Annotated in this window: 18 protein-coding genes and 1 pseudogene; 10 read left to right on the top strand and 9 right to left on the bottom strand. The window is 66.3% G+C overall.

The window, feature by feature from the left end:
- Positions 1–24: 24 nt before the first annotated feature.
- A complete protein-coding gene (locus ACIHCQ_RS25130) occupies positions 25–1,128 on the top strand; it encodes a DNA cytosine methyltransferase (RefSeq protein WP_399666395.1) in 1,104 nt (367 codons plus the stop codon).
- 279 nt (positions 1,129–1,407) lie between these two features.
- Here the strand turns inward: ACIHCQ_RS25130 and ACIHCQ_RS25135 are convergent, their stop codons facing one another.
- From ACIHCQ_RS25135 to ACIHCQ_RS25145, 3 genes are read right to left on the bottom strand one after another with little or no spacing between them, the layout of a single operon-like run.
- Complete coding sequence (locus ACIHCQ_RS25135; RefSeq protein WP_399666398.1) at positions 1,408–2,313, bottom strand: DUF6339 family protein; 906 nt, start codon at positions 2,311–2,313, stop codon at positions 1,408–1,410.
- Positions 2,310–3,275, bottom strand: coding sequence for a hypothetical protein (locus ACIHCQ_RS25140; RefSeq protein WP_399666401.1), 966 nt, complete (start codon positions 3,273–3,275; stop codon positions 2,310–2,312). The genes ACIHCQ_RS25135 and ACIHCQ_RS25140 overlap by 4 nt, the downstream gene beginning before the upstream one ends.
- Before the next feature lie 5 nt (positions 3,276–3,280).
- Entirely contained in the window at positions 3,281–5,365 is a 2,085-nt protein-coding gene (locus ACIHCQ_RS25145; RefSeq protein WP_399666404.1) for a helix-turn-helix domain-containing protein, read from the bottom strand.
- Positions 5,366–5,681: 316 nt separating this feature from the next.
- Between ACIHCQ_RS25145 and ACIHCQ_RS25150 the strand changes: the two genes are divergently transcribed.
- From ACIHCQ_RS25150 to ACIHCQ_RS25175, 6 genes are all read left to right on the top strand, one after another.
- Complete coding sequence (locus tag ACIHCQ_RS25150; RefSeq protein ID WP_399666407.1) at positions 5,682–6,062, top strand: hypothetical protein; 381 nt, start codon at positions 5,682–5,684, stop codon at positions 6,060–6,062.
- Between the two features lie 126 nt (positions 6,063–6,188).
- Entirely contained in the window at positions 6,189–10,988 is a 4,800-nt protein-coding gene (locus tag ACIHCQ_RS25155) for a DEAD/DEAH box helicase (RefSeq protein ID WP_399666409.1), read from the top strand.
- Positions 10,985–12,901: a UvrD-helicase domain-containing protein gene (locus tag ACIHCQ_RS25160; protein ID WP_399666412.1), complete on the top strand. Its 1,917-nt coding sequence runs from the start codon at positions 10,985–10,987 to the stop codon at positions 12,899–12,901. The genes ACIHCQ_RS25155 and ACIHCQ_RS25160 overlap by 4 nt, the downstream gene beginning before the upstream one ends.
- A complete protein-coding gene (locus ACIHCQ_RS25165; RefSeq protein WP_399666415.1) occupies positions 12,898–16,152 on the top strand; it encodes a helicase-related protein in 3,255 nt (1,084 codons plus the stop codon). Before ACIHCQ_RS25160 ends, ACIHCQ_RS25165 begins: the two co-directional genes overlap by 4 nt.
- Positions 16,153–16,155: 3 nt before the next feature.
- Positions 16,156–18,012 carry a DrmB family protein gene (gene drmB / locus ACIHCQ_RS25170; RefSeq protein ID WP_399666418.1) on the top strand — a complete coding sequence of 619 codons (1,857 nt, stop codon included), beginning with the start codon at positions 16,156–16,158 and terminating at the stop codon, positions 18,010–18,012.
- 342 nt (positions 18,013–18,354) lie between these two features.
- The gene (locus ACIHCQ_RS25175; protein ID WP_399666421.1) at positions 18,355–18,501 is read left to right on the top strand and encodes a hypothetical protein; all 147 of its coding nucleotides are present in this window, start codon (positions 18,355–18,357) and stop codon (positions 18,499–18,501) included.
- Positions 18,502–18,618: 117 nt separating this feature from the next.
- On the opposite strand, the gene ACIHCQ_RS25180 is transcribed toward ACIHCQ_RS25175, so the two are convergent.
- Positions 18,619–18,912, bottom strand: a complete 294-nt coding sequence (locus ACIHCQ_RS25180; RefSeq protein ID WP_399666916.1) for a hypothetical protein — start codon at positions 18,910–18,912, stop codon at positions 18,619–18,621.
- 54 nt (positions 18,913–18,966) lie between these two features.
- Positions 18,967–19,302 (bottom strand): annotated as a pseudogene (locus ACIHCQ_RS25185) (ATP-binding protein); the annotation flags it as partial.
- Positions 19,303–19,474: 172 nt separating this feature from the next.
- Here ACIHCQ_RS25185 and ACIHCQ_RS25190 point away from each other — a divergent pair.
- Both ACIHCQ_RS25190 and ACIHCQ_RS25195 read left to right on the top strand, forming a co-directional pair.
- The gene (locus ACIHCQ_RS25190) at positions 19,475–20,320 is read left to right on the top strand and encodes a helix-turn-helix domain-containing protein (protein ID WP_399666424.1); all 846 of its coding nucleotides are present in this window, start codon (positions 19,475–19,477) and stop codon (positions 20,318–20,320) included.
- Positions 20,320–20,541, top strand: coding sequence for a DUF397 domain-containing protein (locus tag ACIHCQ_RS25195; protein ID WP_399666427.1), 222 nt, complete (start codon positions 20,320–20,322; stop codon positions 20,539–20,541). Before ACIHCQ_RS25190 ends, ACIHCQ_RS25195 begins: the two co-directional genes overlap by 1 nt.
- Before the next feature lie 298 nt (positions 20,542–20,839).
- On the opposite strand, the gene ACIHCQ_RS25200 is transcribed toward ACIHCQ_RS25195, so the two are convergent.
- Together ACIHCQ_RS25200 and ACIHCQ_RS25205 are read right to left on the bottom strand one after the other, a co-directional pair.
- Entirely contained in the window at positions 20,840–21,553 is a 714-nt protein-coding gene (locus ACIHCQ_RS25200) for a very short patch repair endonuclease (RefSeq protein ID WP_399666430.1), read from the bottom strand.
- Between the two features lie 77 nt (positions 21,554–21,630).
- Positions 21,631–22,947, bottom strand: a complete 1,317-nt coding sequence (locus ACIHCQ_RS25205; RefSeq protein ID WP_399666432.1) for a DNA cytosine methyltransferase — start codon at positions 22,945–22,947, stop codon at positions 21,631–21,633.
- Positions 22,948–23,073: 126 nt separating this feature from the next.
- Here ACIHCQ_RS25205 and ACIHCQ_RS25210 point away from each other — a divergent pair, with 126 nt between their 5' ends.
- Positions 23,074–23,949, top strand: a complete 876-nt coding sequence (locus tag ACIHCQ_RS25210; RefSeq protein ID WP_399666435.1) for a GIY-YIG nuclease family protein — start codon at positions 23,074–23,076, stop codon at positions 23,947–23,949.
- A gap of 633 nt (positions 23,950–24,582) precedes the next feature.
- Here the strand turns inward: ACIHCQ_RS25210 and ACIHCQ_RS25215 are convergent.
- Both ACIHCQ_RS25215 and ACIHCQ_RS25220 read right to left on the bottom strand, forming a co-directional pair.
- Positions 24,583–24,882, bottom strand: a complete 300-nt coding sequence (locus tag ACIHCQ_RS25215) for a hypothetical protein (protein WP_399666438.1) — start codon at positions 24,880–24,882, stop codon at positions 24,583–24,585.
- Between the two features lie 350 nt (positions 24,883–25,232).
- Complete coding sequence (locus tag ACIHCQ_RS25220; RefSeq protein WP_399666440.1) at positions 25,233–25,715, bottom strand: NUDIX domain-containing protein; 483 nt, start codon at positions 25,713–25,715, stop codon at positions 25,233–25,235.
- Positions 25,716–25,718 lie beyond the last annotated feature (3 nt).

The following is a 25,718-nucleotide window of genomic DNA, read 5'->3' on the forward strand; positions in this document are numbered from 1 at the left end:
CCCAGCCGGCTACACTTCGCTCTCATGACCGCCCCCACTTCACAACAGCCCCCTGCCGCACCACTTCAGGTCGTTGACCTGTTTGCCGGGCCTGGTGGGTTGGACGTGGCCGCGCGGGATCTGAAAGTGCCTGTATTCACCGGCATCGAGTGGGATGCGGATGCCTGCAAGACTCGTGTGGCAGCCAAGCTCCCCACGACACCAGGTGACGTGCGCCACTACAAGCCTGCTGATTTTCCGACCGCCAACGTCCTTGCGGGTGGACCTCCGTGCCAGACGTATACCGTCGCCGGTGGTGGTGCCGGACGCCGCGCCTTGGAGGAGGTGCTCAGCCTCGCCAAGCGTATGGCCGCTCGCGAGGACGTCACCGAGCACCTTGAGAACCTGGACGACGAGCGCACCGGTTTGGTGTTGGAGCCTTTGCGGTGGGCCCTTGCCGCGATAGACGAGGGCCGTCCCTACAAAGCGATCGTGCTGGAGCAGGTGCCGGCCGTACTGCCCGTATGGGAGGTGGTGGGTGAAGCTCTCGACGACGAGGGCTATTCGGTGGCGTACGAAGTGCTGCACACGGAGGAATACGGGGTACCGCAGACCCGCCGTCGGGCGATCCTGATTGCTCGCCTCCGCACCGGCACCGGCGAGGTCGTTGCTGCTATGCCCAAGGCCACCCATCGCCGATACAGGAAAGGCGTGCCTCGTACTGAAGGCGACCCAAATCTGCTGCCATGGGTGAGAATGGGCGACGTGCTCGATCGACAGGAGCCGTTTGTCGTTGTCTCCAATTACGGCACCGGAGGAGACCCGAAAGCCCGCGGTCTGCGCACCTCTGCCGAACCGTCTGCCACCGTCACCGGAAAAATCTCCCGGAATCGTGTCGTGAAGCCTGACGGCACCGAGCTTTCCCCGTCACGTATCACGATTCGAGAAGCAGGACTACTGCAGACATTCCCGGCCGATCATCCGTGGTCCGGTAATGGCATCGCACAGCAAATCGGCAATGCCATTCCGCCGCGCCTTGCCGCCCACGTTCTCGCTGCGGCGCTGGACCTTACAGATGATGTTCTCGCCGGCGCCATCGCCGCAGGAGACGGCTCCACCACTGCGGAGTTGATCAGCCCTCACCCTTGACCTTCCCTCGGACCCGGGGCGTCAACGAACAGCTCCTCGAAGTAGGCGACAAGGGTGTCCACAGCCTTCTCCGGCACTGGTCCGTCGTCTGGTCCGTCAGGCAGTCCACCGCACGCTGCTCGACGAATGGGCCTACCAGCCGCCCCTACGCCTCAAAGGCCGAACGACAAGCAGCGTTTCCCCACTGGCTGGACTGGTTACAACTACCACCGACCCCGTTCCGGAATCAGCGGCCAACCACCCGCCGGCGGCGTCACCAACTCTCCCCGAACAACACACCTAGTCCTGCGCGGCCCCGGACCGAGCTCGGTCACGCAACGGTGCCTCTGCGGCGAATCGCTCGAACATCCGCGACAAAACCTCGCAGGAGGAGCGCCGCGCAGTGCCGTCGTCCGGCCCTTCGGGGAGCCGGTTCCACGGAACAGCCGGGGCCGATTCCGCATCGTCGATCCAGTCGGTGAGTGCGGCGTGGTCGGGCGCCTCGTCCGGAGCGATCACCTCGTACATGAGTGTGCTGCCAGCCGTATTGACTGCCGTACAGAGCGCGTTGACCCGATCCCCGAGTCGCGTGGCTCCCTCGTCGGCCAGCCCTTTGAGAACTCGCACCAAGGCCAGTGCGGTGGGCTTGTGATCGATGACAGCGAGCCGGAGCGCAGTGTTGGTCATGTCCTGATTGCGGCAGGCAATCTCCGCGGGGGTGTAATCGGGCCCGTCGCGGAACATCTCGGCGGCCCACCACAGTCGGGCGAAGGCCTGGCTGTAGTGAGGGCCTACGAACCTGGCGCTGTTGACTTTCCTGGACGCACCGTCGCTGGACTCCCCGGACGGCATATGTCGCCACAGGACGAAGTCCGGTGCCACGGCCAGCGCCAGGAAGTTCCACAGACCCGGGTTCGCCGCCTCGGCACGGGTCATCCGCAGGGTCGCGTGCAGCCGAGGTGCCAGCCAGGCATCGGCGTCGGTCCGCGCAGCATCGAACCTGTGCATCGCCTCCTCGACGATCTCCCGCACCGGGGCAGCGCTCCACCGGACGGAGTCGCCCTCGATCGGCGTGCTCGCCCGGAGGATCGCCACCTGCGGCAGGCCGTCCTGTCCCGCGCGCACCCCATGAGTGAGGAAGGCCGTGGCGAGGTTAGTGGGGAGCAGCGCGAGCCGTTCGGGGGGCTCGATGTGGTGTCGGCTCATCGGCTCGCTTCCTGGGGACGGGTTACAGCGCGGATGGCCGCCGTCAGGTTCTTGGGCACCTGGCCGCGCTTTCCGGCTGCGAACTGAATCCGCGACTGGACCTCCGCCCACCCTCGGCCGTCACCTCGACGGCTGTGGGCCTCACCCAAGGCCTCGGAGAGAGGCAGCCCGGGAAACACCTCAGGAAGCATGGAGCGCAGCACTGATCCCCGCCACCCACCAGGCAAGTGTGGGGTGCCGTCCTCATCGAATTCGAGGTCGCTCAGCGCGGAGTGGAACATCGTCGCCCAGACCTCTCCCGCGATCTGCGCGGCCACCAGTCCGGCGGTCGCCTTCTCCAACGGGCCGCGAGCGCCGGACAGCAGCTCGGGAAGCCCCTCGAAGGACGTGTTGAGCAGGACGGCCGGCACATCTCCGGTGGTGTCGATCAACCAAGGCGCATCCATGAACGGGCGCAGCCACTCCTGCGGCCCGTCTCGGAAATCCTCCTCCAAAATCTCCAGATCGCGTTGTCTGGTGGGAGTGCGGGCAAGCAGGTCCACAATCCAGGGCGTATCCGTGGTACCGAGGACACGCCCGTCGACTCCACCGTGGCTGCCGACGACGCTCACGTCGAGGACGGCGCGCGCCACGTGAGTGGAGCGGTGCACTCGGACCTCGCCTCGCCAGTGGGGGTCGTCACGACGGCGTTCTAGACGACTCACCCTGCGGGTGTTGGTGGCTCCCTCGGACAGTGCGGCGACGCAGGTGACTCCGGACCACGGGCCGTCGGCCAATTCATCCATGGGTAGGGAGACTTCGAGATCGAGTACGCCTTCGGTCCAGTCGTCCCGCTCGATCTGATGGAGAGCGACGACCTGATCGCGTTGGGAGATCAGCGAGAGCTGCAGCGGCTTCCCGTCTATGCTCGCCCCTCGAACGGTGACCTCAATCTTCCCTACCAAGGTCGGGTACGCGTACACGGTGCTCACGCCGAAGCCTCCCGTGCCTGCTGGATGTCCACGATCACACCGGCCATGGCGGCCGCCACTGGGTGGCTGCCGACAGCCGTGACGCCACCGAAGCGCGCCGACCGTACATCCGGATCGATGAGCAGCCTGCCGTCGACCATCTCGCAGTTTTCCTTCGCGAACAGCTCCGCCCACTCCAATGAAGGACGCCCCCCTGATCGCACATCGAACTTGACCACCGGCAGCAGCTGCCAGCGGTCGTCGCGCTGCGGAACGGTCAGCGTCACGTCCAAGGTCCAGGCCCCATCTCTGTCCACCTTCCCTACGACCCGGTCCACGAGCGGGTGTCCGTGGCCACGACGCCCACTCACCGCCGCGGGCGCATCAAGGCGCAGCAGCTTCCGAAGAACCTCAGGGCCGGTCGAACCCCCGGCAGTCCGTCGACCGATCACGCCCCGCAGCGCTGCGTCCATGGCTGCGTTGAACTCGGTCAATCGCCGAGGCGCGTTGGCATAGGCGGCGGTGAGTTCCTCCGTCGCCCCCCACCTGTCGTGCTCCGGCGGCTCGGCGGCTCGTAGGAACGCCTCGGCGGCATGGGTCGCCGCGCCGTCGTCGCCAGTAGCGAAACCGGCGAGCAGGACGGCCTGGAAGGGGTCCACTCCCGGCCGCAGGCCGCGGGGACGCCGGGCCGTAACAGTCATCCGGGTGCCGCGCATGCAGGTGATGCGGCTGTGCTCCTCGTCCTTGTCGGCGGCAGGAGTGACCAGGAGTACGGCACGGTGGCTGTGTCCTTCAGCCCTGCGCCCGGCGGCCCGCAGCGGGGGGACAACAAGGGCGACGTCCACGGCGGCGACCTGTCCGGTGGCCGTGAGCTCGTCGACCGTCTCGCCGTCGATGTACGCCCGCAGCGCGTGGGCCAGCGCCGGGTGCCGGTCGAGCGGATCGACCCGCTGCTCCGGAACCACGAATTCACCATTGCGAAGAGCGCGGACCGAGGCTTCGAGCATGGCCGACGCCGAACGGCCGGAGGTCATGGCGGCCCAGAAATTGTCGGCCAGCGCCCGGCTGAGGGCCCCATGCAGGTCCTCCAGGGTGTCGCTGTTGCCTGCCGCGTCGTGAGCGCCGACGACGAGGAAAGAAGTTCCCGGGTCATCGCTGTCCCGATCGAGTCGCAGATCGGCGACCACCCGCTCGTCCGCCCACCAGGAGCGGGACACACCTTCGTGCTCTTTCTCCGTGTCCGGCTCGCCGAGCCAGGCAGGTCCGGCGTAGGCGACTCCGTCGACCTCTCGCCAGGGAAGGTCGAGACGTCCGACCACCCGGCGGGCCGCCCGCCCCTCATGTGTCTCGGACAGAGTGCTGTTGATCAGCACCAGACCGAGCCGGCTGGCCGCCCACAGGGTGGCCTTCCCCAGTCCGTATGAACCACCGGCCCGGTCATTGCTTTTGTGACTGTCGAGCTGCCGGCGGACCACGGCGGCGTACCGGCCGTCCCCGTACTCGGGACCGGTCAGACCCGAGGCGTTGTAGTCGTCCACCCGGAGAAGCAGAAGAGAGGAGTCTTCGCGCAACGCCCGAAGCCCTTCGGCGAGGACCCGGCCAACCTTCTGCTGGGACTGTGCCGCCGCTGTGTAGTGGGGCTCCAGCTCGTCCCACTTCAGCGCGGAGAGGAAGGAGTGCAGGTGTTCACCGGTCAGCTCGTGCAGGGTGAAGCGCACCCGCACCGGGCGTCGCGGGTCCAGCCGCTCGTCCAGGGAGTTCTGTGTGACCTCCCGGGCCAGCACGGCCAGGTTGGCGTCGAAGGCGAAGGCGGCCGCGTTGCCGTACTCCCGACCGCCGTCGTGGTGGGCGATCCGGTGATACCAGCCGATCGGTCGGGCCGATCCGGCGTCGGCGTCCCTGGTGACCAGGGTGGCGAGGTCCGTCTCCAGGATCTCGGCGATCCTGACCATCACCTCCGCCCGCGGCCGTGCCCTGCCGGTGACCCACGCCGACACTGCCGCGCGCGTCAGGTCCAGCCGCTTGGCAAACTCCGCCTGCGACATCCCGCTGCGACGCAGCTGACGCCCAAGCCACAGGCCGAAGTCCTCGGTGTTCTCCATCGCCCCCACTTCCCCATCGGTTCCGGGCAGGGCCACGGTAGCACCCAGTTTGACGTCACCGACACTGTCAAATTGCAATAGACATGCACGATCGATTCGAGCGCCAGCAGGGTGGTTGAATTTTCTTCTGATCTTCAGATCAGAAGACCGGACCGCGTGGTACGGTTTTTCTGGACAACTCGCCACACGGCAAAGGCCGTTGAGGATCGCTTGCTCCGGGGGACGGCGAACTCTGTCCTCAGGCCAGTTGCACAGCTTTTTCATGCGTCATCCGGTCACGGGCACCGTTGGCGCGCCCATAGGGAGGGGACCCCACATGAACGACGATGAGGCCTGGATGGCGTGGTTTCTCAAGGAGTACGACGAAACGGAGGACCCTGATCTCCGCGCCGAGCTTCTGATGTGTCACGGTATCCACCCCCAGGTTCTGGCCTCGGAGCGGCGGCGCCTCGCCCGCCGCGCGCAGAGCCTGCCCACGGAGCAGACCACCACCCCCTCGGTCCCGCCCGTGCCCCGCACGTCCCGTGCCACCCGCCGCCCCACCACCCCTCGGCGCGCCGGTAGCCCCCGCACCTACCAGGTCACCCGCACCCGGAGGATCCGCACGGCCAAGCGAACCGCGACCGTTGTGACCGTGACGACGACGACCTTCACCACGGTCACGACCGTCACCACGGTCACCACGGTCAACAGCTGATCCCCTCTGCTTTTTCTCATAAGCTGTCCTGATTTGCTTCACCGGGGGTGCCGGCGTCATGCACCGGCACCCCCGTCCCCCCGCGTGTCCTCGGTTCGTTTTCTCTCATTCGAGAACAGGTGCCTCATGAACGACCGGCAGTTCGCCGACCCTACGCTCCCGCTCGTGATCGACACCGTGATCCGACAGTCCTCGACCGTCCTGAAGACGTACCAGGTCGACCCCGGGCTGATACAGGAGCATGCCAACGGCGAGCGCCGCATCACCCAGGGCGGTTACGGCGAACGTCAGCTGCTCGAACTCGTCCAGAACGCGGCGGACGAGATCGCGGCATCGCCCGGCGGCAAGTTGCACGTCGTCCTGACCGAAACCCACCTCTACTGCGCGAACGAAGGCACCCCGGTCACGCCGGAGGGCGCCGAGACGATCCTGCGCATGAGTGTCTCGCGCAAGCGTGGCGGGCAGATCGGCCGCTTCGGCGTCGGCGTCAAGTCCGTGCTCTCCGTGAGCGACTCGCCCCAGTTCTTCAGCGGGAACGGTGCCTTCGGTTTCGGCTTCGACCGGGACTGGTCCGCCGCCGAGATCGCCCAGGCCATCGGTCGGGAAGGCGACATCGACATGGACACCCCGGTGCTCCGCATGGCCCGGCCCCTCGACGTCGAACAGGAACGCGCCGACGACAATGTGCTGGACAAGCTCCTGCGCTGGGCCACCACCGTCGTCCGCCTGCCCTTGATGCCGGGTGCCGCCGAGCGTCTCGGACGCGACATCAGCGGGCACAGGAGTCGCAACGGGCGGGTGACGGAGGCATTCCCTGCCCACTTCCAGCTGTTCTCCTCCCACGTCGGCCAGGTACTCCTGCACGACGAGCGCACCATGCCCCCCGCGCGCCGGGAGATCTCGATCGAACCCAAGGGCATCCACCGCACCCTGAGGGAGGTGGCACGCGGCGCCAAGCAGACCACCGAGCAGTGGAAGGTGTTCTCTGTCCCCCACTCTCCCACCGACAAGGTCACGGACAGCGCCGGCGAGTTGCACAACCGGCCGGTGCTCGAAATCTCTTGGGCGGTGCCCGAATACACCGTCCGCAACGGCCTGTACGCCACGCCTGTCGGCAAGGGGTCGTTCTGGGCGTTCTTCCCGACGAAGTACGAGGTGTCGCTGACCGGCATCCTGAACGCCCCGTGGAAGACAAACGAAGATCGCCAGCACCTCCTGGACGGGAGCCCCTTCAACCGGGAACTACTGCAGGTCGCAGCTCGGTTGGTGATCGATACCCTGCCTCGGCTCGTGCCCGCCGAGGACCCCGCCGCCTACCTTCCCCTGCTGCCGGGCCGCACCAAGGAAAAGCTCAATTGGGCCGACGAGCATTTCCTCCGGCAGTTCTGGGAGATGGCTGCCCAGCGCCCCTCACTGCCTGACCAGAACGGCGAACTCCAGGTCCCTCGCGATCTGTTCATCACGCCGTCAGGTCTTGACAAGGAATGGGTGCGGATCTGGTCGGAGTACAGCGGCCGCCCCACCAACTGGGTGCACGGATCCGTCGACGCCTCCGACAGCCCCCTCCGCCGCGGCAAGATGATGCACATCCTGGACGCGGCCGGGAAGACACCCGAGAACGTCAAAGACTGGCTCGAGGCGCTTGTCGCAGACGGCTCCGCGGAGGCCTCGGGCCACGCCATCGAGATCCTGTCGCTGATGGTGCTCAAGGATCAGTCCGGAGGCTTGCGCGGGGACTCTCCGCTCACCGCCGAGGCCCGCAAGGCCCGGATCGTGCTGACCGAGGAGCACGGCGTCGTCGCCCCCGTAGCCGGTGAGATCTTCCACCGGACCTCCGCCGACACGCTCCGCGATGACATGGTCTACGTCCATCCGTCGATCTCCGAGCGCCCCGAAATGGCGCGGCATCTGCACAACATCGGCATCAGGGTCGCCGATGCGCAGGGACGGTTCGAGGGCGTCCTCGATCAGGGGTTCGGCAACTACGACAACAACGCATGGTCGAACTTCTGGATCCTGCTGCGCAGCGCCGGCGGCAGCGCGCAGGTCAACCGTATTCGTGCCAAGGTGCCCAAGCCGATGGAGACGCTGCGCGTCCGCACCCTGGACGGTCGTTACCGGCTGATGCGCGACTGCCTCCTGCCCGGACCGGTGGTGCCCGGCGACGGGAGCCGCGACAAGGCCATCGCCGTCGACCTGGACTTCCACGAAAGCGACAGACCGGTCTTCCGTGACCTCGGGCTGATCGACCGTCCCGCCGGCGGATACCGGCCCCACAAGGAGGCATGGTTCGAGGAATACCGGCAGGCCATTCACGACCGGCACCTGCGCGGTCTGTCGAGCTCCGCCCCCCGGCCCAGCATCAACCGCCTCACGGTCGAGGGCGCTGCGACGTTGGGACCGCTGCATCTGCTGCCCGCGCTGTCCGAGGAGGGCCGCGCTGCCTTCGTGACGACTCTGCCGGCATCCGACATCTCGCAGTACTGGCAGATGCAGTATGGAACCACCGCAAACACTCGTAAAGCGGTCATGTCGCCACTGCGCTGGATGATCTCCAAGCATGGCCTCGTGAAGACGTCTTTGGGACTGACCCGGGTGTCCGAGGCCGTCGGTCCCCAGCTCAAAGCATTCCATGCTGTGCTCCCTGTCGCCGAGATAGCGGAGGAGACGGCGCGGAGGCTCAACATGCCCACGACCACCGACGAGGTGCCCACCAAGCGCTGGGGCAAGCTGTTGGACCTCGTCCTCGAGAGCGAGGACGACGCGTTCATCGGTCGCGCGTACGCCCTGCTGCACAGGGTCGACTTCGAGTTCCCGGACGACGTGCCCACCCGCTGCCGGGTGGGACCTTCCTGGGAAGGACGCCCCGACAACGAGATCGCCGTCGCGATGAACGCGGTGGAGTTCAAGGAACTCGTCCGTGAGGGGCTCCCCGCGCTCCTGGTCACCGACAAGGCGGACGTGGCCACGGCGAAGGAGATGATCGAGGAATGGGGCATGCTCAAGGTCTCCGACGTCGTCAGCAGAGAGATCGAGCCCGTCAAGGCCGGGCGGGCCGTGTCCCTGTTCGAGGAGTTCACAACGGTCAAGGCGCGCCTCGGTCAGGCCGGCAGCAGCTACAAGATCCAGCGCTGCTCCGAACTTGAGCAGGTGGTGCGCACGCCCATGGGCAGCAAGCGGAAGCCGCTCAAGTTCGCGAAGAAGGGACAGACCCTTTTCGTACTGGACTCCCTCGACCGGCTGCAGGTGCTGCAGGCCGCCGATGAGGAATTCAAGTGGGGCTTTGGCGTGGCCGGTTGCAGCCAGGCTCTCGCTCTCCAGGACAGGCAGGAGCAGGACCAAGCTCTGCTGGGGCGGCTGCGCGCGGTGCGGGAAAGCGAGAGCGTCATCGACAAGATCGCTCTGCTGATCGGTGAGGAGGCCCTGCGTGGCGAACTTCCGCCCGGGCTCATGGAGAGCGAGATCCAGGAGCAGGGCGCCGAACCGAGTCCCCGGCGCATCGCCGAGATGGCCTTCAACTCCCACGGCGAAGCGATCCTTCGGGTCCACTCCCGGGATCTCGCGCTGGACTTCCCCACCCGCGCCCCCAGCTCCTTCACCGGCAACACGAAGGCCTTGCGCTTCGTCACCGACCTCGGGTTCCCCGACTCCTTCGCCGGCGCCCAGGTGCCCTCGCTGGATCCCCGCCTCGAGGTCGACGGTCCGTCCGAGTTCCCGTCTCTGCACCCCTACCAGGAGAAGCTCGCGCAGGCGCTGCTCGGTCTGCTGGAGAGCCCAATGCCCCAGCGCGGCATGCTCAGCCTGCCGACCGGGTCCGGCAAGACACGTGTCACGGCGGAGGGAGTGATCCGCTGGATCCGTGACCACAAGGAACTGCCGGGTCCGGTCCTGTGGATCGCCCAGACCGAAGAGCTGTGCGAGCAGGCCGTGCAGAGCTGGAAGTTCGTCTGGTCGAAGGTGGGTCCCGGGCTTCCCCTGGTCATCAGTCGGCTCTGGGCCTCGAACGAGGCGACTCCCGTGGACGGACGCCCGCACCTGGTCGTCGCCACCGACGCCAAACTGGACAACTGCCTGGAGAAGGAGGACTACGCCTGGCTGAGGAAGGCTGCCGCGCTCGTCATCATCGACGAGGCGCACACCGCGATGTCCCCGCGCTACACACGGCTGCTCGAACAACTCGACCTCACGCACCACCGCACCAGTCGCCACCTGATCGGACTCACCGCGACCCCGTACCGGAACAACGAGGAACTGACGCGACTGCTGGTGCAGCGGTTCGGCAACCGCCTCGACACCGGGGTCTTCGACGGCGATCTGTCCGTCGCCATCAAGGGGTTGCAGCAGATCGGTGTCCTGGCCCAGGTCAAGCACCGAGAGCTACTGGGCGCCGACATCGCGCTCACGGCCGCCGAGCGTGCCCAATCCGAGAAGTTCTCCACCTTGCCCAAGGCCGCCGAGCAACGCCTGGCCGAGAACCACGGACGCAGCCAGCGAATCGTCGACGAGATCGCCGCCATGCCCTCCGACTGGCCGGTGCTGGTGTTCGCCACCTCCGTGGCCCACGCCAAGCTGCTCGCCGCCAAGCTCGGCGACCGGGACATCAAGGCCGCCGCGATCGACTCGACGACGCCCCCCAGCGAACGTCGCAAGCGGATCGACGACTTTCGCAAGGGCAGGATCCAGGTCCTGACCAACTATGGCGTGCTCACCCAGGGCTTCGACGCGCCGGCGACCCGCGTCGTGGTCGTGGCCCGCCCGACGTACAGCCCGAACATCTACCAGCAGATGATCGGACGCGGTCTGCGTGGCCCGAAGAACGGTGGCAAGGAGAACTGCCTGATCCTGAACGTACGGGACAACATCACGAACTTCGGTGAGGAACTCGCCTTCACCGAGTTCGAGTACCTGTGGGGCGAGGGCCAGTGACCGTCACCCCGCTCACCGAGCATCGACTCACCACCACGCAACAGGCCGTGGTGGACCAGCCCTGGGACGCCCGGGTGCTGGTCACTGCCGGAGCCGGAGCCGGCAAGACACACACACTCGTGCGGCGGCTCGACGTGTTGGTGGAGCGCGAGGAACTGGACGCTGGGGAAATCCTGGTGCTCAGCTTCTCCCGTGCTGCTGTGCGTGAACTCACCGAGCGGATCGAGCGGCATGCCGCCGCCGCCCAGCGGATTCGCGTGCAGACCTTCGACGCCTGGGCCGCAGCCCTGCTCAACCGCGCCTATCCGGACACGGACTGGGGGACGTACACCTTCGACGAGCGAATCGAGGCTGCCACCGAGGCGATCGACAAGGGGGCGGTCGAGGGCGGCGAGTACCTGCCTGCCCATGTGGTGATCGATGAGGTTCAGGACCTCGTGGGTGTCCGCCGGGAGATGGTCGAGGCACTGCTCGACCGATTCCAGGAGAACAGCGGCTTCACCGTGGTGGGCGATTCAGCTCAGGCGGTGTACGGATTCCAGGTGTCCGATCCGGATCAGCGGGCCGAGGAGACCGACCGCTTCCTGGCGTGGGTGCGTGCCACCTTCGGTGAGGACCTGGTGGAGCTCCACCTGGGCGACAACTTCCGGGCCCGCAGCGGCGCCGCCCGGATGGCCCTGCCCTACGGTGCCCAGTTGCAGCGGCTGCCTCGCGATCGGGCCGAGGCCGCCGCCGAGGCGGAGCGTATCCACGGTGACCTGCGTGCTCTGCTGCTCTCGGCACCGAACTTCGGCAGCTTGGAGGACGAGTTCGTGCGGGCGGCGCTGCGCGACTATCCCGACACCACCACCATCCTGTGCCGCGACAGCGGCCAGGCATTGACGTTGTCCGGCATGTTGGCCGACGCCGATGTCCCCCACACACTGCAGCGATCGGCGCGCGAGCGCTCGGCCCCTGTGTGGATAGCCGAACTCCTCGCCTCGACCGGCGCGTCCACTCTGAGCCGGGAGCGCTTCGAGGAACTGCTGGTCGACCTGCGGGGCCCGGTCGGCAGCACGCCGGAGGCGCTGTGGCGGTCGGTACGCAAGGTGGCGCGGGGCAGCGGTCGCGGCACCCTCGATGTCGTCGGGCTTCACCGGGCGCTCGCCGAGAGCCGGCTGCCTGACGAGCTCACTGCGGCACAGCCGTCCTCGCTCGTGATCTCGACCGTGCACCGTGCCAAGGGCCTGGAGTTCGACCGGGTCCTGATCGTCGAACCACGCGTGCTGAAGGAGCCGACCCAAGTCCGGAAGAAGAAGTACGACTACGACCCGGCGGCGGAAGCCCGGCTGCTGTATGTGGCCATGACCCGGGCCCGGGATGATCTGTACGTTCTGGACGCCCCCAACTCGTGGCTCCTCCGCAAGGACAAGAGGATCGACCGCTGGTACCTGGGTGGTCGCAGCACCTGGGCCCGCAACGGCATCGAGCTGATCGGCTCGGACGTGTCCCACGAGCAGCCTCCGGGCACGGAGGGAATTCACCAGGACGCTGCGGAGGTGTCGCAGTACCTCCTGTTCGACGTCGCCGCCGGTACCGAGGCGGAGCTCGTGCTGCTGCACGGCATCCCCGTCGCCGCCGACCAGTCCCCACCGTACGCGGTGGTGGTCGGCGGGCGACGGATCGCGGTGGCGTCGGAGCGCTTCCGCACCGACCTGCACCGAATGCTGCGCCGCACCGCGCACTCGGGCGTCGATCGCTGGCCGCCGCTGATCACCGGTCTGCGGGTCGAATGTGTGGAAAGCGTGGCGGGCAGTCCTGCGGCGACCGAAGCCGCAGGACTGGGTACGCACGGCGCGTGGGTCGCACCCCGGTTGTGCGGTCTGGGGCGCTTCCACTGGTACGCGGACGAACCGGAAGGAGACCGAGGATGAGCGGGTCGACTCACCAGGCACATTACGAGGTGTGCGACTCGCTCCTCGACGCCCTGCGGCAGGACCTGCTCGGTCCCGTGGGCGGTGTGGACGAGGTTCTCACCGACGATGCGCCGATCACCATGTACCCGGTCGGCGTGCTCTTCCCGCGCTCGCGGCCGGACCGGTCCGGTGTCGTGCCCCGGAGTGGCCCGGCCGAGCCGGGTGAGCTGGAGTCCGAGCGGGACGGGCTCGACGCGGTGCCGCTCGGCGCCCGCCGGGATGTCGAGGAAGGACCCGGCGATCTGGGAGTCTCGCTGGCGAACGTCCGGATGCCGTCGTCCATCGGTCTGACGTTCGCCGTGGACCCGACCGTGTCCGCGCGGATTCGGTTGACCGTACACACCGCCGTCTACAATCCCGAGGACGCCGAGGGGAATCCGGTGTCCGCGAAGCGGACCGAGGCGCGAAGCACAAAGGCCCAGCGGGAGCATTGGCGTCGGTCCGCCCTGCGGATCGAGCCCGTCGACGTGGACGTAACGCAGCCTGGAATGCTCGACCCCTTCGACCTCCATCCCGGGCTGGAACTGCGGGTGCTGGTCCGCCCCCGGTCCGAGTCGGACGGGACGGTGACTGTGACGGCCACGGTCGTCAACAGCCTGGAGGTCGGCCAGTTCGACCTCCGGGACGCGCACTGCTTCTACCAACCGGAGCTGATCGTCACCGCTGAGGACGGCAGCAGCCCGGTGTTCGTGGTGCGGCCCGCCGCTCTGGACGCGGTCGACTCGGAGCATGCGCTGAGCCGACTCCTATACCGCCATGTGCCGAGCTTCGCCACCGGCCATGGCTGCGCGGCGCACTGGGACTGGACGCCACCTCCGGTGGGATCCGTATCGATCGATCGTCCGGCCGTCGCCGCCCTGCGAACCGAGTTCGTCCCCTCCCACGAGGTGCTGCTGACAGACTCCAACCCGGAGATCGACGACAAGGCACTGACCATGTACCGGCTGGGAACCGACCCGGCCCACGCCGTCGTATCAGCCCTTCGCACCTTGCTGACCGGATACGAGCGGTGGATCGAGTCCCAAGAGGCTCAGGCGCGCCTGCTGCACGACACGGAGTACGGCAAAACCGCGGCCGATCAGGTTCAGCTTTGCCGGCGAGCACTGCGCCGGATGCGTGAAGGCGTGGATCTGTTGGAGGACACCGAGCGGCCGGACATTCTGCGCGCGTTCCAGCTGGCGAACCTCGCGATGGCCGACCAGCGGGCACGCACCGCGTGGATCAAAGGCGGCAGGTCGGGCGAACCGGATAACCAGTCCGGGCGGTGGCGGCCCTTCCAGATCTCCTTCATCCTGCTCTGCCTGGCCGGGATCGTCACTCCGGACCACGAGGACCGAAAGGTCTCCGACCTGCTGTGGTTCCCCACCGGTGGCGGCAAGACGGAGGCGTACCTCGGACTGATCGCCTTCACCACCTTCCTGCGGCGCCTGCGGGACAAAGAAGCCGGGGGCGGCGTCACGGTACTCATGCGGTACACGCTCCGCCTGCTCACCCTCCAACAGTTCGAGCGCGCCGCGGCGCTCATCTGCGCGATGGAACTCCTGCGGAAAGCCGATCCGGCAAGCCTGGGGCAGGAGGAGATCTCCATCGGCATGTGGGTGGGTCGTTCGGCGACCCCCAACAAGCTGGTGGTCGCCGCGAGCAAGCTGGCCGATCTCGCGCGCAATGAAAATTTCCAGTTGGAGACGGAGAACCCGGTCCAACTGCGCAACTGCCCTTGGTGCGGCGAGTCGTTGCGGGCAGCGGACTACTCGGTCGATGAAAGCGCCGTACGCATGACCGTCACCTGCCCCTCCGGCACATGCGACTTCCACTGGGGAGGACTGCCGGTACACATCATCGACGAAGCCGTCTACGCCCATCGTCCGACCTTGGTCATCGCGACGGTCGACAAATTCGCCTCCATGCCGTGGCGCCCCGCGTCGGCGGCCCTGTTCAACCGGGACGTGGATGGGGTTCGACCACCCGAACTGATAGTCCAGGATGAGCTCCACCTGATCTCGGGTCCGCTCGGCACGCTGACCGGCCTGTACGAGACGGCCGTGGACGCCTTGGCGGATCGCCCCAAGGTCATCGCCTCGACCGCGACCATCCGACGCGCCGACGAGCAGGGCACCCGACTGTTCGCCCGTTCGGTGGAGCAGTTCCCGCCTGCCGGCATCGACTCCCGGGATTCCTGGTTCGCTGTGGAGACACCACGGGAACGCAAGGCGGCACGCCGCTACGTCGGCCTGCTGACCTCCAGCACCAGCCAGGCCACGTTGCTGATCCGGGTGTACGCGTCGCTGCTCCATCGGACGCACACCCATGATGCTCCGCCTGAGGTGAAGGACGCGTATTGGACCCTGATCGGCTACTTCAACAGCCTGCGACTGCTTTCGGCGGCGGAGCTCCAAGTCCTCGACGACGTCCAGGAGCGCCTGGGACACCTCGCGTTGCGGGACGGGGTCAAGGCGCGCCGCGCCGACGCCCTCACGGAGTTGAGCAGCCGGGCGAATTCCAGCGACATCTCCCGCCGGCTCAAGGCCGTGGAACGACAGCTCCCGATGCCGGACGTACTCGACGTGCTGCTCGCCACCAACATGATCTCCGTGGGAGTCGACGTGGACCGGCTGGGGCTGATGGCAGTGATGGGTCAGCCGCAGACCACCGCCGAATACATCCAGGCGACGAGCCGGGTCGGCCGGCAACACCCCGGCCTCGTGGCGGTCATGCTCAACTCCACCCGGTCACGGGACCGTTCGCACTACGAGGACTTTCAGAGCTTCCACTCCGCCCTGTACCGCGAGGTGGAGTCCACCAGTGTTACCCCCTTCTCCGCCCGGGCCCGCGACCGAGGGTTGCACGCCGTGGTGGTGGCTCTGGCCCGGCTGATGCTGCCGGCCGCACGGGCCAACGACGCGGCGTCGCGCGTGGAGGACTTCGTGATCGACCTCCGCGAGAAGGTCGGTACCGTCCTGCTCGAACGAGTGGCGGCAGTCGAGCCGGCCGAGCTCGAGGCCACCACCGCGGCCTTTGACGACTTCGTCGGATGGTGGCAGGACGAGGCGCTGGCCAGCCCGAACCTCGTGTACGAGGCTCCGCGTGGCTCCCGTGTGCCCGCCCTGTTGGCCAACTACGACGACGAGTCGGCCGACGCCTCGCCGTGGAAGACACTGTGGAGTCTGCGCGACGTCGATGCCTCGTCCACCTTCTTCGAGGAGCGCTGAACCATGAGCCCCGTCCCGCCCCGCACCCGTCGCCGCGGTCTCCCGTCGGCACCGGCACGTACCGTCCGCAAGCTCGGAGAGATCCGCCGGGCGCAACTCATCACGACGTACGGCGTTGGAGCCATGATCGCGGTGGAGAACGAGTCCTTCCTCGTTCGCGGCATCGACTCGTGGGACATCTCCGAGGCTCCCGTCATTTCGGAGCCCCGTCTGGCCTGGCAGTTGGGCGTCTCCGGCTTCCGGATGCCACCGGCACCCGATGCCGACAAGGCCCGGGACGGCGTACGGGCAGTGCGCTTCCCGGAGATGTACTCATGCCCCCATTGCCATCAGCTGCAGCCCTTCCGCAAGTTCAACTCGCCCGCCGGTCGCGCCGAGTGCTCGACCTGTCAGGAGAATCTGGTCCCGTCCCGTTTCGTGATCGCGTGCACGCACGGCCATCTGGAGGACTTCCCCTACTGGAAGTGGGTCCATCGGGGCAACCGGACGACAACCGGGGCCTGCGGGGGGCAACTGACGTTCCGAGCCGACGGCTCGACCGCATCACTGCGTGCCGTGTTGATCGGTTGCAGTTGTGGGGTGGAGGAGGTGTCCATGGAGGGGTCGTTCCGACGGCAGGCTCTCAGAGACCTAGGCATCCGGTGCGCTGGCCGTCGCCCCTGGCTCAAGGACGCTCCGGCCGAGAGCTGCCAGGAGCCACCGCGCACCCTCCAGCGCGGTTCCTCCTCGGTGTGGTTCCCGGTCATGTACTCGGCTCTTTCCATCCCTCCGTGGAGCCAGGGCATCGCCAAGCTCGTCGCGCCGTACTACGAAATCTTCAAAGATGAGGACGCCGCCTCCATCAAGGCGTACGTGCGCATGCAGAAACTGCTGCGTCACCACCCGGAGTACACCGAGGACGACGTGGTGGCCGAGGTTGAGCGGAGGCGTGCGGCCGAGGCCGCCGCGATGGCGCCGGCCGATGTTACGGAGATCTCCAAGCGGGCCCGCAACTACCGGCAGGACATCTACGAGGGCGAGTACAAGAGCCTGTCCACGCCGCACCCCGAGGTCGCGGACCAGGAGCAGGAGTTCGTCTGCGAGCCCCCCACCACCCCGATCGACGCTCTGCGCTCGTCCCATGGCCTGGTTCAGGTGATGCTGGTCAAGCGACTGCGCGAGGTGCGGGCACTGCAGTCGTTCCGGCGCGTGGAGGAACCGAGCCCGGCGGACTCCCCACTGCGCGAGGCCGCGATCTCGCTGGACCGGCCGAGTTGGCTACCGGCTTTCGAAGTGAGCGGGGAAGGTGTGTTCGTTCGTCTCGACCCGGAGCGGCTGCGAGTCTGGGAGCAGGAACCGGGACAGGTCGCTCGCGCCGCCCGGATTCGTGAGAATCACGAGAGGCTGCTGTCGGCACGTATTGGCGACTCGGACAAGCCGGTTCCGCCCTCGCCCGCTACGCCCCGCTTCCTCCTTCTGCATGCCTTGGCACACATACTGATCAACGAATGGAGCCTGGACGGCGGCTACCCGGCCGCCTCCCTACGCGAGCGGATCTACGGCGAGGAAGACATGGCGGGAGTACTCGTCTACACGGCCACCAGCGACTCCGCCGGCAGTCTCGGCGGTGTCGTCGCCCAGGGTGAGCCGGGCCGTCTCGAAGCCTCCCTCCGGGCTGCCCTGCACAGAGCGAGCTGGTGCTCGAACGACCCCCTGTGCATGGAGTCAGAGGCAAGCGGCGCGGACAGCCTGAACGTCGCCGCCTGCCATGCCTGTCTGCTGCTCCCCGAGACGAGCTGCGAGAACAACAACATCCTGCTCGACCGGGCAGCCCTCGTCGGGACACCGGACGGCCAAGTGCCGGGCTTCTTCACTCGCTGACGCCCTGGTGGTCCGGGGCCGGCGCATAGTCCACGGGCGTGGAGCCATTGGCCACGAACCGGCTGCGTCGATCTCGCCACAGACCGCTGCGCTCTCGACAGTGGCGTTCCGAAAGACTGGGCGCAATGTGTGCGCTCGTGCCAAGATCGCCCGCTCAGGCAACCCAGACCAAGAGGTGAGAGGCCGACATGACGCGATGGATAGTGATCGCTAGCCCGATAGGCGGAGTCGGGGCGGAGGCAGCCGCCGTTCGCACCCTTGCTGAGTTCGAGGGAAGCACGGAGGAAGCGCTGACAGCCCTACTGCGGAAGGTGAAACACAGACGACTACGACGTCACCAAGGTGAAGCGCCGCGAGATCTTCCAGTGCGGGGAGCGCGCCTACTTCGTTCGCGTCACGGGCCGCATATCGCAGTTCGAGTACCTCATGCAGCTGGCTGAGCTGGTCGCCGACACCAGCTCGCCCGACCTACCAGACACCGCCGGATAGAACGCTCAGCAGAAAGAGAACGTCCGGCTCCAGCTGCTGTGCGGGCGGAGAAGGAGAAGAGACCGCCCAGCCCGTCAACACGACATAGGCCAACGGCGGCATGGAGCCGGAACGGCATCAGGCGGCCTCGGCCTCGAAATGCATCTGGGCCTGCTCCAAGATCGCTTCCGGGTCGCCGCCCTGAGCGGCCAACCAGTGCAGCATGTCCGAGATCAGTTCGGTCGCCGAGTTCTCCAAGACCGGCAGGCGGCCGACGCTGGGGTGCCCGGGGCTGTCAACAGCCAACAGGTAGCCCTCCAGCGCTGCCGCAGCGCGCTGGATCCGAACGCACTGCCTGTCGGTTCCCAGTGCGAACTCGCACCACACCGCCTTGCCCGTCGCGGTCACGATCGTGCCCCAGCCCACGGACATCCCAGCCAGCAGACGCAGCCCGCGACCGCACTCGGCACCACACTCCGGATCCATAAACGTCGGCACCACATGGCTCTGATCGTGGAGCTCTACGCGGAGCCTGGCTTCCCCAGGCTCCATGACAAGAGTTGCCGCAGCCCCAGGACCGACATGTTGGATCACGTTAGTGGCGAGCTCAGTAACCGCCAGCTGCACCTCATCAACAAGGGCGCCAATGCCCCATTGCGTGAGCTGGTCCCTGACGAACCGGCGGAGAACACATACGCCGGCTGGCTCCGCCTCAAAGGGCAGAACGCAGCGGAGCCTGGATCGGGATCGAGTGGTGGTGACTTCCTTGCCGCACATGGCCGCACTCCCTCCTGCGCCACAGCAGCGCTGCGCCTGCCGCATCCATGCGACTGCACTGCGTAGCGATTCGATGGCAGTATGGCATTGAGAAGTCTCGCGATGTAACTTCTCATGAGTCCCGATCGAGTGAATCTGGTGGAGCGTCAACGAGATCTCGGCCTAGCCTCATTGAGGCCTCCGGGCCAGCATTCCGGCGTGAATGGAAGGAATCCGCATGTCAGCGAGGGTCACGACCCGCCGACGCCACCTCGGTGCGACGATGCGCAAGCTGCGTGCCCGCAAGGGCATGACTTTGGAGGCAGCAGGTCAACTTGTTGGGGTGTCCAAAGCCACGGTCAGCCGGTATGAGACGACCGAAGGCCCGGTCAAGTGGCCGGTCATCGACGCCCTTTGCCGTGAGTACGGAGCAAGTGATGCTGAGCGCACGGCCGTCGTCGCATTGGCCAAGGACGCGAAGCGGCAAGGGTGGTGGAGTTCATTCGCCGACTCAATCCCGGAGACGATGAACCTTCTGCTCACCCTTGAGGACGAGGCTGTTCGCGAAGATCACTTCAACTGCCTTTACGTGCCTGGTCTCTTGCAGACCCGGAGCTACACGGAGGCCGTACAGCACGCTTCAGAGATGCGACAGCCGCCAGAGGAGATCGAACGCCTCGTTGACATCCGACTGAAGCGCCAGGAGATCCTCACTCGAGCCAAGCCACTGCATCTCTGGGCGATCCTCGACGAGTCCGTGCTCCGGCGCGTTGTCGGTTCGCGAGAGGTGATGAAGGAGCAGTTCAGGCACCTGCTCCGAGCCAATGAGTCGCCGGAGATCACACTCCAGGTGCTGCCCTTTGCCCAGGGGGCACACTCTGCGGCGATGGGCAGCTTCGTGATCCTTGGGGGCGCGGAGCCCAGCCTGGACGTCGTGTACGTCGACCTTCACCGCGGCTCGCTCTTCATGGAGAAGGAGGAAGAACTGGACCGATACCGACTTGCGTTCGGGTACCTTCGCGCAAAGGCGTTGGACATGGCTGCCTCATCAGCCATGATCGAGCGTGTACTTGAGGAGATGTGATGCAGAGCTGTACCCCTGAGATTCCGGCCGAGGCCTGGTTCAAGTCCTCGTACAGCGGGGCCGGCACCAGCGAGTGTGTCGAGGCTGCCGCCGTGCTGGATGGCGCGGCCGTACGAGACAGCAAGAACCCGCACGGACCCCGAATCTCATTCGACAGCCGTGCCTGGGCAGGCTTCCTCGCATCCCTGCGGGTCAACGAGCTCAACCGGCCGGAAACGTGAACTCGTTGACCGGCCATTCTCCGAGGAATGCCAGCTCGTAGCGATCCTGCGACTGGTACACGGTGCTGGGTGGCGTCGGCTGTCCCTTGCATCGTTGCAGTGCCTGTGACTGACGTTCCGCCACGGGCCTGGCTGGGTCGAGTTCCCCCCAGCCGACCAGTGTCGGCGATCCTGCGGAGCACGCCGCGACTTTGAATCCCTCAGCCAGGCAAGAACGGCATGGTCAGGACCACAGCAACCGACTGGGGAGCGAAGAGCGCCCTGGTCGTTTTCAAGAATCGCCATGAGTCAGCGGGATTCAACTCTGTTCTACGCTCGCGTTCTGTCTTGACCGCACTGCCATGGACACCTCTTGGGCTGCTCTCTCCGGGTCTTCGTGTTCCCATACTCGGATGACGAGCCACCCCGCGTTGCGCAGCGCCTCGTTGGTCTCGGCGTCGCGAGCTCGATTTCCGGCGATCTTCTCCTGCCAGAACGCCGCACCCTTCTTGGCGGGCCGGTGGTGTTCCGGGCAGCCGTGCCAGTAGCAGCCATCGACGAAGACAGCCACGCGAGCCTTGGTGAACACCACGTCGGCGGTCCGTCGGAGGTCGGGGAGCGGTCTGACTCCCACGCGGTATCGCAGTCCCTGTCTGTGCAGAACGGACCGCAGCAGCTTTTCGGGCTTCGTGTCCCGCGCCTTGTTGGCGGACATGACCGCTCGGGAAGCGGGGGAGGACGCCCACGAGTCGGGGGGAACGGTTTCGGTGGTCACGTATCCGGCGGCGTGAGCTACCTCCCATGCCTGCGTCAGGTTCGCGGCGCGAGTCGCGGCGTCCACCTCGCCGACATACCGTTCCTGTGTCTCACCCTCTTGTGACCACCGTAGGTAGGCGCGGATGCGGCGGGTGCTGCGGTACAGGCGCAGCGCGATGGACGCGCGCGCGTATCGGCCCTCTCCGATGTCGACCGCGCGCGTGAGGCGGCCGCCGGCGGCCCGGTCCTGCTCAGCCGCTCGGGCCTCTCGGCTCATCCCCGCTCTCGGCTTCCAAGCCCGATCGGGAGGCATCCGATCCTTCCAACTCCTCTGCCGATCGCTCGCGGCTTCGGTCACTTCTGCTTCTCCGGGTTCCCCAGAGCCCCAACCGAGTTGAGAGCGTTGGCGACAGCCTTCGAGAAGGCCGTCCCGAGCTTGACGGGCACGGCATTGCCCAACTGCCGCATTTTCTCTCCCCGCGGTCCGTCGAGAACCCAACGGTCCGGGAACGTCATGACTCGCGCGGTCTCACGTACGGTCATGTATCGGTATCCGTTTCCGCCACCGGCGTTGACAAAGTTGACGTTGTCGAGCTGCATGACGGATTCTCCGCCCGGCACGCCATGCACACCCGCCTTCACGGTCTTCGCGGGCCGATCCAGCACGTTCGGGGTGTGCCCGGCATACGTTCGAGCTCCAGGCCACCCAATGTGGTCGGCGATGTCGCCCACTGGGAGCTTGTCCTTGACAGCGGCTGCCGTAACGTACGGAAGCGGCTTCCCCTCGTTCTCGTCGATTCCCGCGATGGCGTCGCGCAGCGTGCGCCATGGCTCCAACTTCAGTTTCTCCTTGACCTTCTCGTTCTCGTAGTTGAGTTCAGGAAGGTTGGCGATCACGCGCTTGCGAACATCGGCGGTCACCTTCTTGTGCCGCTCCGTCCAGTAGGGTCCGCCTTCGCGCATGGAGTGGATCATTGATTCCTCGGAGTGCGTCTCCTTGGGCATGAACTCCTCCCAATCGACGCCGAGGTCGGCGCGGAACGCGACAACGATCACTCGATTCCGGATCTGAGGTACGCCGTAGTCAGCCGCGTTGACCTCCATCTCCTTGACCACGTATCGCTCCGACAGTTCAACCGAGTCGTTGGCGATCAGCTTCTCAAGGATTTCGTTGTGGTCTTCCCACGTCGCTTCCTTGTCGCGCTCCACGAACGGCAGACGCATCTCGTTCAAGATGTACTTGAAGTAGGGTTTGAAAGACGGTCGAAGCAGACCGCGCACGTTCTCGCAGATGACCGCCTTCGGCCTCATCTCCCGAATGGCGCGGAACATCTGCGGAAACATGTTCCGCTCGTCTTCCATGCCCTTATGGACGCCTCCCAGGCTGAACGGCTGGCACGGCGGTCCACCGGCAAGGACGTCGACCTCGTCCGTCACAAGGTCGGTGAAGTCGACGTCACGCACGTCGCCGGGGACGAGCGGCCAACGCTTCTTCGGCTCGTCGGGGTCCGGCGGGTTGTTCTTCAGCGACTCGCACGCCCGCTTGGCGTACTCATTCACCAAGAGCGGGCGGAAGCCCGCAGCGTGCACAGCCATCGCGAGCCCCCCGCCGCCGGCGAACAGCTCGACACACGTCCCCACCTCTTGGCGTTCTTCTCGCAGCTCAAGCATGAGAGAAGCATACCGCGGAGTATGCGATCATGGTGCCGCATCCCGCAACTTGCCTCGCATGTCCCCCAGTCGCACCAGATAGGGTGACCGCGATCAGGAGTTTCATATAGGGGACGAGGCGCTCACATGGTCGACGGGTACAGCAATCAGTTCCGGCTCAGCATCACCGAGGCGCTGAGCACACAGCTGTACGTGGCCCTGTCCCGTCTGGAGCCCGCGCCCCTCACGCAAGAGAACCTCGACGCCCTCGCCCCACAGGCCGAAAGGCTCGGCCTTCCCAGCAAGTCTGGGGTGTACCAGCTGTTCCGTCAGGAGCCCGGCAAGAAGCGCCAACTCACCTACGTGGGAAAGGCCGACGAGCCGCTGCCCGAGCGGCTTGGGAATCACCTCTATAAGCTGTCTGGCCGAGAGGGCATTTCCATTGACGAGATGTCGTTCAAGTGCTTGTTCGTCGAAGAGGACCTTTCCTCGGTCTCTCCCGAAAAAATGCTGATCAAAGAGCACCTCAAGACCGGAGAGATCGTCTGGAACAATCGCGGCTTCGGCAATAATGACCCTGGGCGCAATCGCGATCGGACCGTGATCAAGAGTAATCACTTCGATCTTGAGTTTCCCATCGACCTTTCCCGCAAGGTGAAGGTGCTTACGCCGGGCGTCCAGTCACTGCACGATGTGCTGTGGGAGATCAAGCGCGGCATACCGTTCAACTTCCGCTTCAAGCACTCGGCAGCCTTCAAGGAGCTGATGGTCACCGTCCCCGAAGGGGAGATGACTGTAGACGAAGCGTTTCACTTCGTCGCGCAGCACCTCCCTGACAAGTGGCAAATCTGCGCTCTGCTCGGCTGGGTGATCATGTACGACGACAGCCCCTCGAAGTACCCCAGCGCCCGGCGTTACTACCAGCTTGAGGGGGTCTCCACCCAGACTCCGAAGACTCGGAAGCCCAGCAAGAACGACGCGGAAAGCGAGAGCGAAGACAAAGACGGCGAATTCAACGAGTAACACCGCCGAACCAGTAGAGACAGCTGCCCGGCGTACAGCAGCGAAGTACAGCAACCGCCTACGCTGGCTGCCACTCCCCACCGCCGCAGCGGCCCTGTCGGGTATGTCCGCCCCGCGCACCGACTTTCTGGCCGTGATGCGTGCCCCGTTGAATATCTGTGGACTCGGATGCTCTCAGGCGGCGATCGTGGCCCGTTGCGCGGCGACAAGATCCTTCGCCCGGACCCACACCTCGTCTACACCCTGGTCCGGTAGGGGCCAGCGGCAACGAGCAAGGTGTTCAGCCGGGATGCCACGAAGGCCGAGTCAACACAGCCCGTCGTCAAGCGTATGTTGGGCTGCTTCTGCGGACTGCGCGGCTTCGCCCCTCGGCGAAGAAAGTTGCGGCGAGCCCGATGCGATCTATGACGCGAACGCGGTCGAAGCCTGACGTCCGCAGTTTCAGCGCATTATCGAAGTACGTACCGGCGTGTGCGAGTCCCCGGAGTGCTGCGAGGTAGCGGGCGGAAAACGATGCGGGCACCGGCGTGCTCGGCGGCGTCGAAGTACGCCCTCCACTCCGGCACCTCGTCACCGAGGCCAGCGCCGAGCAGTGCATCAACGTCATCGAGATTCCTGTCGGCCTGTCGCTCGTCACCCAGTCCCAAGTTCCTCCTCGAAGTGCATCTGGGCCCGATCCAGCGCCTCGTCCGCATCGCACCCATGAGCCCGGAGCCAGTGGAGCAAGTCCGCGATCAGATCGATCGCCGCCTCCTCCGTAACCGCCAGGCTCAAGCGACCAGAGCTGGACGGTCGCGGGTGGCGGGCTGTGGCGTAGAGCGAGAGGTACTCCTCGGCGTGTGCCACCCGGGGGCCGCCGGCGTGTCCGTTCGGGCCAGTCAGGTCCGTGGCCACCTCGCACCAGACCACCTTGGAGTCGGCCCGGAGGATCACGCCCCACCTGTCGGATGCCTGCCGTTGCATTCGTACGGCGATCATCCGCTCGATGTCATCGGCACTGGGCTGCGAGTCGACCGGGTCAACCGGCAGGGTGACCCAAGATGGCTAGTTCGGCGGTCCGGGTCGGCGGTGCTTGCCCATGGTCTCAACACTTGCGGACGTTCACGATATTCGCCAGCGGTTCCGGTTGACTCCGTCGGCACCAGTTTCCCTAGCGGAGCGGGATAGTCCCCTCCAATAGGGGCGACTAACACGGTCTCGGTGGTGACTCTCCAGCCGTTCGCGAGGGGCCCGCTCGACCGGCTGCCCCAGCTTCCGGTCCTCCGCGCGCGCAGCGTGCCCGGTTAGTGAGCTGCCTCCGGCGTCGTTCCCTGTTCCAGGTAGGCAGTCACGCCGTTGGCGCGGGCCTCGATGCCAGCGGTGATGCGGCGTACGAGGCGAGGGATGGTGAGTTCCGGCAACTCTCCGGCGTCGTGGAAGGCGTAGCCGCGGAGCTCATTGGCCTGTAGTGAGATGTGTCGGCATTCATCCGCGGTGAGGCGGCCTCCGTCGAAAAGATAGAGGACCTTGTCTCCCTCTCCCGGATTCGGCGCCCAGTCCACGACGAGCAGCCGGCCGATGCGGGGCTTGATGCCCAGCTCCTCGTGGACTTCGCGCACGCACGCTTGTCGCGGAGACTCCCCTCGCTCGACGTATCCGCCGGGGATGTCGCGGTACTCCTTGTACGAGGGTTCGACGAGCAGGACTCGGTCGGCGTCGTCGAAGAAGAGTGCGCCGGCTGCCATACGCGGGTGGGCCATCTTCGCCTCGTGCTCGTTCTCGCTCACGGG

The sequence above is a fragment of the Streptomyces sp. NPDC052236 genome, assembly GCF_044548015.1.
Lineage (GTDB): Bacteria > Actinomycetota > Actinomycetes > Streptomycetales > Streptomycetaceae > Streptomyces.